We start from the raw sequence: 8,876 nt of genomic DNA, 5'->3' as shown, positions 1-8,876 counted from the left end.
GTCGTCGTCGGTGAGGGGGCGCACCGAGCGCAGCACGTCGATCTTCCGGTCGCGAAGGTCGCGCTCGCCGAGGCTGAGCGGCGGCTCCATGGCCACTAGGCACAGCACCTGGAGCAGGTGGTTCTGCACCATGTCCTTGAGCGCCCCGGTGCCGTCGTAGTAGCCCGCTCTGCCTTCCAGCGTGATGGACTCGTCCCAGACGATCTCCACCTCGGAGATGTGCGCGCTGTTCCAGATGGGCTCCAGTACACGGTTGGCCAGTCGGCTGCCGAGCACGTTCTGGACGGTCGTCATGGCCAGGAAGTGGTCGACGCGGAACACCGCCTGCTCCGGAACGACCTCGGACAGCAGCCTATTCAGCTCCACCGCACTGTCCAGATCTTCGCCGAACGGCTTTTCCAGCACGATCCGGCTCCCCGGTGGCAGGCCCGCGCGGTGCAGGGCTGTGACCGTGCCGGGGAAGATCGCTGGGGGTAGAGCGAGGTAGACGGCGACGGGACCGTCGCCGTCGATGGCCGGGGCGACGTCGGTGACGTCGGTGGCGTCGGCCTGCAGGTAACGGGCGGAGTCGGTGATCGCCTTCCTGGCGCCGACGGGCGAGGAGTCGCCGTGCCGGTCGAGTTGATCGGCTGCCCAGCGCCGGAATCGCTCGCCGGTCCAGTCCGCCCTGTCAGCGCAGGTCAGCTGGAACCGGTTGCCGAGATGCCCGGCCGCCCGCAGGGCGGCCAGGGCCGGGAGCAGGTAACGCGCGTTGAGATCGCCTGTGGCGCCGAAGATGACGAGCCGGTTGATCATGCCGTCATGCCTGCTTTCGCTCGTGCGAGACCGACGCCGGCGGCGATGACTCCGATGTGGCTGAACGCCTGGGGGAAGTTGCCCATGAACGTGCCCGTCGACGGGTCGATCTGCTCCGGCAGCAGTCCGAGCGGGCTGGCACGGGCGCACAGTGAGGCGTACAGCTCCTCGGCTTGTTCGATGTGGCCTTGCAGGGCGAGGTTCTCGACCAGCCAGAAGCTGCACAGCAGGAAGGCGCCCTCGTCACCGGGCAGGCCGTCGGGTGAGCGGTCGTGGAGGTAGCGGTAGAGCAGACCACCCCCGGCCGACAGGCGTTCAGCGATGGCCTTGGTGGTGGCCGCCATCCGCGGGTGGTCGGCCGGGATGACCTTCCGCAGCGGAAGCGCGAGCAGGCTGGCGTCCAGGCCGCCGCCGCCGTCGAGGTGCTCGCTCAGGCTTTGTGCGTCCTCGTTCCAGGACTGGTCCAGGATGAGCTGGCGCAACTTGCCGGCTGTGGCGCGCCACGTCGTGGTCTGCCCGGGCAGGCCGAGCCGCTCACCGATCGCCGCGGCCCGGTCCAGAGCCACCTGGCACATTCCGGCGGAGTAGGTGAAGACCCGCCCCTCGCTGCGTACCTCCCAGATGCCCTGATCCGGCTGCCGCCACGCGCTCACGGCGGCCTCCGCCAGCTCGGCCAGGCCGGACCACAGCGCGGGCTGGATCTCACCCCCGGAGAGCAGCCACTGGTCGGCGCAGTCCAGCACCTCACCGTAGACGTCGTGCTGGCGCTGGTCTGCCGCGCCGTTACCCCATCGCACCGGAGCGGAGCGCCGGTACCCTTCCAGCTCGGCGTCCTGGATCTCCTCGGGGACGGGGTCGGCGCGGAGGCTGTACATGATCCGCGGCTGACGGCTCTGTTCGAAGGCGTCGAGGACCCAGCCGAGGAAGGCGTCGGCCTCGCCGTCGAACCCGATGCGGCGCATTGCGAACACGGCGAAAGCGGCATCCCGGATCCAGGTGTAGCGGTAGTCCCAGTTGCGGACGCCGCCGATCGGCGCGGGCAACGAGGACGTGGGGGCGGCGACCAACGAGCCGTTGACCCAGTCGTCGCACAGTTTCAACGTGATGGCGGCGCGGCGGACCAGCGATTCCTCCGGGCCGCTGTAGCGGCAGTTCCTCATCCAGCGGCGCCACGCCTCGGCGGTTTCCCGGAGCACCGCCTCAGGATCGAAGCGATGGTGGCGGTGGATGCGGCCCCAGGACAGGACCAGATCGAGACGGTCGCCCTGTTCCAGGTCGTGCACGGTGTGCAGGCCGGTCAGGGGGCGGTTGGAGCGCAGATGCAGGCGCAGGTCCGGCCGCCGGGAAGCCCGCACCTCGAGGCCGCTGCCCAGGAGGCGGGTCTGTCCGCCACCGCGGGGCCGCAGCTCCGCCCGCAGGCGGACTGTTCCGTCCAGCACGACGGCGCAACGGACGAGCTCCGCACGGCTCGCGCCCGCATCGTCGGTGAGGTCGGCGCCGGAGCGCAGGGCCAGCGCATCGGTGATCCTGACCAGGCCGGTCGGGCTACGCAATTCGGTCACCAGCACCGCGGTGTCAGGCTCATAGCGTTGCCGGGCCTCCAGCAGATCCTCCACCGTCAGCGTGAAATGTCCGCCTTGTGCGTGATCCAGCAAGCCGCAGAACAGCGGGTCGCTGTCGAAGCGGGGCAGGCACAGCCAGGGGATCGAACCGTCCAGGCCGACCAGCGCCGCCGTCATGCCGTCCCCGATGAGGCCGAGATCCTCCAGCGGCAGGTAGCCCTCCCATCGGCGAACCGGGCGGAATGGTGGATCGGGATCAAGCATGCCGGGCTCCTCTTCCGTCGTACGGCGCGCTCCTTACGGGGCGAACGTCGCCCCGTAGCGGCGCTAGAAGGTGATCAGGACCTTCACGACATCCTCGAGTTTCTTGTCCGATATCTCGAAGGCCCGCTCCATCTCATCGAAGCGGAACGTATGGGTCGTCATATGGGTGGGATCGACCCGCTTGGTCGCCAGTATTCGCAGGAGGCGTTCCATACGCAGCCGGCCGCCTGGGCACAGCCCCGTCGTGATCGTCTTGTCGGCCATGCCGACACCCCACTCGACGCGGGGAATACGCACGAATTCGCCTTCCCCGTAATAACCGGTGTTGGACACCGTCCCGCCGGGTTTGGTGATTTTGATGGCGGTCTGGAAGGTCGCGTCCGCGCCGAGGGCTTCGATGGCGGTGTCCACTCCCTGTCCCTGGGTCAGTTCGAGGATCCGCTCGACGACGTCCTCCCGGGTGAAGTCCACGATTTCGTCCGCACCGTAGGTCTGCGCGAGCTTCTTGCGGCGGGGGACCGATTCGACCCCGATGACGAGGCCGGCGCCACAGAGCTTGGCTCCCGCGGTCGCCATGAGCCCCACCGGGCCCTGAGCCAGAACGGCCACCGTCCCGCCCATCGGGATATGACCGTTCTCCGCGCCCATGAAGCCGGTCGAGAGCATGTCGGCGCAGTAGGCCGCCATCTCGTCGGTGACCCCTTCGGGTATCTTCGCCATGTTGGCGTCGGCCTCGTTCACGTGGAAATACTCGGCGAAAACGCCGTCCTTGGAGTTCGCGAACTTGAACCCGCCCAACGGCCCGCCGGACTGTGACGGATGCCCGTTCTGAGAGGCCGGATCGCCCCAGTCGGGGGTGACGGCGCCGACCAGGACGCGATCGCCGGGCCGGAAGGCCTTCACCTCGCTTCCCACTTCGTGCACCACACCGACCGCCTCGTGGCCGAGTGTCAGGTTCTCCCGAGGGCCGATCCCGCCCTTGACCGTGTGCGAATCAGAGGTGCAGATCAGGGCGGTGGTCGTCCGTACGACGGCATCCAGCGGACCCGGGCGCGGCATGGGCTTTTCCAGGAAACCGACGCGCCCGATCTCCTTCATCACGAACGCTTTCACAGTTCCCCCGATTCGTTCTTCCATGATTGTGCTGCCCGTTTTCGGCGACACGCCGATTGAAAATCGACCGCGATGGGCAGCGCCACGTGCCGCGTCCCCCAAAAACGGCTGCCACCGATGGCGTGCCTACCCTGCCGGGCTCATCGAGTAACGCCGACCTCCTCGTTCCGGATCGACGTGTGCAATAACGGAGGCGCTCTTCGGTGCCGCGGCCGTAGATCGGAATGCCGATACGTCATGAGCCACACGTACGGAAGGGTCAAGCACGGTTCACGTATATAAAGGGCCGCATCCATAAAGGGCAGCATTCCGAATGCGCTCGACCACCCCGGACGCGCGATCCTCATGAGCAGCCCGAGATCTCACGGCAGCCGTCGCCGGCCGAACGACCAGAACGCGCACGCCGGCGTCCCTGGGATCCCACCGCGGCCATCGACCTTACGGGGCGACCACACGACCAGGACGGCGCACGCCGACGATCCGAACATTGCATGCTTTGCATGCAATGCATGCAAAGCGCTAGCCTGGGTTGCATGCAGACCGATGTGGCACGGAGCCGGCTGCGGGAGTTGATCCTTGACGGCACTTACCCGCCCGGGGCGCGGCTGACCGAGATGGAGGCCTCGGCCGCTCTGGAGATGAGCCGGACCCCCGTACGGGAGGCGTTGCGGGCGCTCGCCGCCGACGGCCTCGTGCGGCCCTCCGGGCGCGGCGTGGTGGTCGTGGCGCTGGAGCGGAGCGACCTGGAGGAGGCCTATCAGGTACGGGCGGCGCTGGAGGCGCTCACCGCCGAGCTGGCCGCCATCCGTCAGCGCGAGGGCCGCATCGCCCCCGCCGACCTCGTCGACCTCCGTGGCGTCGCGACCGAGACGGCGACCGCCACCGCCGAGGGGCGGCTCGCCGAGGCCGTGCGGCTCAACCGCCGTTTTCACCGCCTGATCGCGGAGCTGGCGGGCAACTCGATGGCGCTGCACGCGCTGGAGCGGATCTGGGACCAGATCCAGGTGTCCACGTTGCGTTCGCTCGCGCCGCCGTCGCGGCCCGCGCACGTCTCAGGCCAGCACGAGGAGCTCGTGGCCGCGATCGTCCTCGGCCAGGCGGAGGAGGCCGCCAGGGTGGCCCGCGCACACGTACTCGACACCCATATCATCACCCGCAGCGAGGAGGAGCGAGCATGACCCGCCAGCACACCTATCCGATCGTCGTGACCTGGACCGGCGACAAGGGCACCGGCACCAGCGGCTACCGAGACTACGGCCGCGATCACGAGCTGACCGCCGAGGGGCCGCAGGCCATCGCGGGCAGCTCCGACCCCGCCTTCCGCGGCGACCCGTCGCGTTGGAACCCGGAGCAGCTCCTGGTCGGCTCGCTCTCGCAATGCCACATGCTGTCGTATCTGCATAAGTGCTCCGTCGCGGGCGTCGTTGTCACCGAGTACGTCGACAACGCGGTCGGCACCATGGCGGAGACGGCGGACGGCGGCCACTTCACCGAGGTGGTGCTGCGCCCGACGGTCACCGTGGCGTCGCCCGACATGGTGGACGCTGCCGTCAAGCTGCACGAAGATGCCCATGAGTCCTGCTTTATCGCCAGTTCCGTGAATTTCCCGGTACGTCACGAGCCGACCATCCGCAGCCAGGGCCAGGACGCCGCGGCCTCGTGAAGGCGGCCCCGGGCTGGGCACTCGTCGGACGGGAACTTCCGGCCCGCGTACGTGACGCTTGGGTGCGGCCTGCGGCGAAAACGGGTGGATACCGTCCTTAGCGACCCGACAGGCTGGGATCATGAACGAGCTCCTTGGATTCGAGCCTGACGCGCGCCTGCTGATCGTGAACAACGACGACTTCGGGATGTACCGTGCCGTCAACGAGGCGGTCGTGCGCTCGATCGAGGAGGGGATCTCCAGTTCGTGCAGCCTCATGCCGCCCTGCCCGGCGGCGGGGCACGCCATGGACCTGCTGCGGGAGCGGCCGGAGATCCCCTTTGGGATCCATCTGACGCTGGTGTGCGAGATGCCCCGTCGCCGGTGGGGGCCGTTGGCGGGGAAGGAGAACGTGCCGTCCTTGCTCGACGGGACGGGTGAGCTGTTCTCGCCGGACCGCATACCGGAGTTGCTCGCGCAGGCCCGGCTCGACGAGGTGGAGCGGGAGTTCCGCGCGCAGATCGCAGCGGTGACGGACGCCGGGCCGGCGCCGACCCACCTCGACTGGCACTGCCTGGCCGACGGCGGACGTGCCGACATCTTCGATCTGACTGTGGCACTGGCCGACGAGTACGGCCTGGCGGTGCGGGCCTGGCTCGACCCGGCGCGCCGGAAGCTGCGGGCGCGGGGGCTGCCGGTGGTGGAGCACGAGTTCCTGGACAGCTTCGGGCTCGGCCTCGACGACAAGTCGGCCACGTACGCGAGGCTGCTGCGCGAGCTGCCGTCCGGGCTGAGCGAGTGGGCCGTCCATCCGGGGCTGGGGGACGAGGAGGCCCGGGCCATCGACCCCGACGGGTGGCGTGTGCGGCGGACCGACTACGAGTTCCTCACGTCGCCGGAGGCGCGCGAGCTCCTCGAGCGGGAAGGGATCGTCGTGCTGGACTACAGAGCCCTCCAGGCGGCTTGGACCGCCTCGGCAGGGGGCGAGGGCGCAGCCTAAGGTGCCCCTGTCCTCGGGAGCCCCACGCTACGGCAGCCGAAAGGCGACACCCGGAAGGCGACAACCGAAGAGAGCGGCCTGAGCGGTTCCTGAGGGTGGCGGCCGGGAAGTGGCGGGGCGCGATCGTCAGCAGGGGGCGGGAGGTATGCGGGGCGCGATCGCCAGCGGGGGCCGGAGGGTATGCGGGGCGCGGGAGGGGTGCTGTGGTCAGAAGGAGGCGGCCAGGGCCAGTGCGGCGGCGGCCTCGTGGCGGAGGACCATGATCAGAAGGGTGGCGACCAGCGTGGCGATGAGGAGCCAGCTGATCAGGATGATGACCGTCGAGCGGCGCGGCCGGTGCCGGCGCACTCGCTGCCCCTTGGCCTTCTCCTCGCTGCGACGCACTCGATCATTGAACGACTCCAGCCGTGCGACGAGTCGCGGATCGTCGTCGACGAGGTGCTGCTCAATCTGGGCAAGCATCCGCTCCTCGTCCTGCGACCAGGCCATAGGTGCACCTCCCGAACGCAAGCTCTGCGACGTCTTTCTGCCCAACCCTGAAGATCATTAGCCCCCACCTGACCAGTTAATTGCAACCCCTTTTCGATTTGCGATCAAGCTCGAACCTTTGTTCTAATCATGGCATGCGCTGGGACAACCTGCGCCTGGCCGGGCCTGGCCGGGACGATCCGGCCGTGCCGCTGTTCGCCCGCGGTGCGGTCACCCGCACGTTCGACACGCCCGAGTTCAAGGGGATGACCTTCTACGAGATCCGGGCCAAATCCATCATTAACCGGGTTCCGGGGGCTAGCCGGGTCCCGTTCGAATACACGATCAACCCCTATCGTGGGTGCACTCATCGCTGCATTTACTGTTTTGCCCGAAAGACGCACGAGTATCTAGATTTTGATGCCGGTGCGGACTTCGACTCGAAAATCGTCGTCAAGGTCAACGCCGCCGAGCTGGCCCGCAAGGAGCTGGCCTCGCCCCGCTGGGGCGGCCACCACGTGGCCATGGGCACCAATGTCGACTGCTACCAGCGCGCGGAGGGCCGCTACCAGCTGATGCGCGGCATCCTGTCCGCGTTGCGCGACGCCCGCAACCCGTTCTCGATCCTGACCAAGGGCACCCTGATCCTGCGGGACCTCGATCTGCTGACGGAGGCCGCCGACGTCACGGACGTGAGCACCAACCTGTCCGTCGGCTTCGTCGACCCGGCGATGTGGCGCGCGGTGGAGCCCGGCACGCCCAACCCGCGCAGACGGCTGGAGACATGCGCGACGCTCAGCGACAACGGCATCGCCTGCGGCGTCCTAATGGCCCCGATCCTCCCGTACCTCACCGACTCCCCCGCCCAGCTGGAGGCCACCGTCAAGGAGATCGCCGCCTCCGGCGCCACCCACATCGCCCCGATCGTCCTCCACCTGCGGCCCGGGGCGCGGGAGTGGTGGCTGGGGTGGCTGTCGCGCGAGCATCCGCGCCTGGTGCCCCGGTATCTGGAGCTGTACGGGCGGGGCGCGTACGCTCCGAAGTCGTACCAGGAGCGCGTGACGGGCCTCGTCAAGGAACTGGCCGAACGCCACGGCGTCGGCCGCGCCACCCCGGCCATGGCCCGCCGCCTGCCGCCCCGGCCCGCGCCCGTTCCGGACCGACCGGAGCAGCTGCGTCTGCTGTGACGTCCTCCCCCACACTCGCCGTCGGCCGGCAGGCCGCTCAGCGGGTCATGACCGCGGCCGAGCGGCGGCGACGCGGACCTCGCACATCCGCCGTACCTCTGGCCGCGAGCGCCACCGCCTCCGGGTGTGCCGGCTAGTCCATGAACACGCTCCATGCGACGGCGTTGAGGTTGTCGGCGAGGAAGATGTCGTTCCCGCCGAGGCGCTTGTCCCACGAGGCCGACGCCAAGACGACGATCATGGTTCGCGAGGCGGCATCCGCATCACACGTCGTGCCCGGCAAGGGCGCGCTGATCGCCTCGACCAGCCTGCGGTGGGCATCGGGCGCCCGGAAAGGCGACGGGCCACCAGGCGGCGCGGGCCGGCCGACGCCGTCCTGGGCTGCAACTTAAGGCTATCTCGCCGGCCGTTGGCGTTGACCGCGTGGGCGACCAGGGCGTGCACGTTGATCATGCGGCCGCCCTCGCGAGGCCGCTCAGCCGGCACGACCGCCCATCTCAAGCGCTCAGGGAGCGCGTGGGCTGAAGCGGACGGGCAAGGTGGTGCGCGGTGTGAGCATCGTCCTCGTGACACAGCACGCCCTCGTGGGACGAGACACCGAATTACCGAACCTGCCGGCCGTGTTGGACGGCTTGAAGGAGGGCGGCGGCGCGCTGGTGTTGAGCGGCGCGGCGAGCATCGGCAAATCGGCGTTGCTCGCAGCCGCCACCGCCGAAGCCACGGTCAGGGGCGCGCGTGTGCTGACGGTGGCCGGCGTGCCCTCCGGAGGCCAGGTGCCCTACGAAGGGCTGTGCAGGCTGCTCGCGGAGACCGGCTTCGCACGCGACGACTTCGACGGCGGGCCG

General features: G+C 69.0%; 8 protein-coding genes and 1 pseudogene. 5 read left to right on the top strand and 4 right to left on the bottom strand.

Annotation, left to right across the window (positions count from 1 at the left end):
- The 3 genes and pseudogenes from AB0J09_RS46700 to AB0J09_RS46690 form a co-directional block, all read right to left on the bottom strand.
- Positions 1-795, bottom strand: a pseudogene (locus tag AB0J09_RS46700) (glucose-6-phosphate dehydrogenase); the annotation flags it as partial.
- The gene (locus AB0J09_RS46695; RefSeq protein ID WP_360706441.1) at positions 792-2,621 is read right to left on the bottom strand and encodes a glycoside hydrolase family 15 protein; all 1,830 of its coding nucleotides are present in this window, start codon (positions 2,619-2,621) and stop codon (positions 792-794) included. The pseudogene AB0J09_RS46700 and the gene AB0J09_RS46695, both read right to left, overlap by 4 nt.
- A 63-nt stretch (positions 2,622-2,684) precedes the next feature.
- Positions 2,685-3,758: an NAD(P)-dependent alcohol dehydrogenase gene (locus AB0J09_RS46690; RefSeq protein ID WP_360706439.1), complete on the bottom strand. Its 1,074-nt coding sequence runs from the start codon at positions 3,756-3,758 to the stop codon at positions 2,685-2,687.
- Between the two features lie 509 nt (positions 3,759-4,267).
- On the opposite strand from AB0J09_RS46690, the gene AB0J09_RS46685 reads away from it, so the two are divergent.
- The 3 genes from AB0J09_RS46685 (at position 4,268) to AB0J09_RS46675 (ending at position 6,376) form a co-directional block, all read left to right on the top strand.
- Positions 4,268-4,912: a GntR family transcriptional regulator gene (locus tag AB0J09_RS46685; RefSeq protein WP_360706436.1), complete on the top strand. Its 645-nt coding sequence runs from the start codon at positions 4,268-4,270 to the stop codon at positions 4,910-4,912.
- Positions 4,909-5,397 carry an OsmC family protein gene (locus tag AB0J09_RS46680; protein ID WP_360706434.1) on the top strand — a complete coding sequence of 163 codons (489 nt, stop codon included), beginning with the start codon at positions 4,909-4,911 and terminating at the stop codon, positions 5,395-5,397. The genes AB0J09_RS46685 and AB0J09_RS46680 overlap by 4 nt, the downstream gene beginning before the upstream one ends.
- A 121-nt stretch (positions 5,398-5,518) precedes the next feature.
- Positions 5,519-6,376 carry a polysaccharide deacetylase family protein gene (locus AB0J09_RS46675; protein WP_360706431.1) on the top strand — a complete coding sequence of 286 codons (858 nt, stop codon included), beginning with the start codon at positions 5,519-5,521 and terminating at the stop codon, positions 6,374-6,376.
- A 207-nt stretch (positions 6,377-6,583) separates the two neighbouring features.
- Here AB0J09_RS46675 and AB0J09_RS46670 read toward each other — a convergent pair whose 3' ends face one another.
- Entirely contained in the window at positions 6,584-6,865 is a 282-nt protein-coding gene (locus tag AB0J09_RS46670; RefSeq protein WP_360706429.1) for a DUF3040 domain-containing protein, read from the bottom strand.
- Positions 6,866-6,999: 134 nt separating this feature from the next.
- Between AB0J09_RS46670 and AB0J09_RS46665 the strand changes: the two genes are divergently transcribed.
- Both AB0J09_RS46665 and AB0J09_RS46660 read left to right on the top strand, forming a co-directional pair.
- Entirely contained in the window at positions 7,000-8,031 is a 1,032-nt protein-coding gene (locus AB0J09_RS46665) for an Rv2578c family radical SAM protein (RefSeq protein ID WP_360706427.1), read from the top strand.
- Between the two features lie 551 nt (positions 8,032-8,582).
- The coding region (locus AB0J09_RS46660) for an AAA family ATPase (protein ID WP_360706424.1) at positions 8,583-8,876 on the top strand (294 nt) is incomplete at its 3' end.

Origin of the sequence: Nonomuraea sp. NPDC049784 (assembly GCF_040659615.1) — a bacterium.
GTDB lineage: Bacteria > Actinomycetota > Actinomycetes > Streptosporangiales > Streptosporangiaceae > Nonomuraea.
The sequence above is the reverse complement of the archived record's forward strand: the minus strand, read 5'-3'. Positions and strand labels throughout refer to the sequence as shown.

Bases quoted from the DNA above. Each gene is read 5' to 3' on its own strand.
- AB0J09_RS46695 (WP_360706441.1), bottom strand. From the start codon at position 2,621: ATGCTTGATCCCGATCCACCATTCCGCCCGGTTCGCCGATGGGAGGGC.
- AB0J09_RS46690 (WP_360706439.1), bottom strand. From the start codon at position 3,758: ATGGAAGAACGAATCGGGGGAACTGTGAAAGCGTTCGTGATGAAGGAG.
- AB0J09_RS46685 (WP_360706436.1), top strand. From the start codon at position 4,268: ATGCAGACCGATGTGGCACGGAGCCGGCTGCGGGAGTTGATCCTTGAC.
- AB0J09_RS46680 (WP_360706434.1), top strand. From the start codon at position 4,909: ATGACCCGCCAGCACACCTATCCGATCGTCGTGACCTGGACCGGCGAC.
- AB0J09_RS46675 (WP_360706431.1), top strand. From the start codon at position 5,519: ATGAACGAGCTCCTTGGATTCGAGCCTGACGCGCGCCTGCTGATCGTG.
- AB0J09_RS46670 (WP_360706429.1), bottom strand. From the start codon at position 6,865: ATGGCCTGGTCGCAGGACGAGGAGCGGATGCTTGCCCAGATTGAGCAG.
- AB0J09_RS46665 (WP_360706427.1), top strand. From the start codon at position 7,000: ATGCGCTGGGACAACCTGCGCCTGGCCGGGCCTGGCCGGGACGATCCG.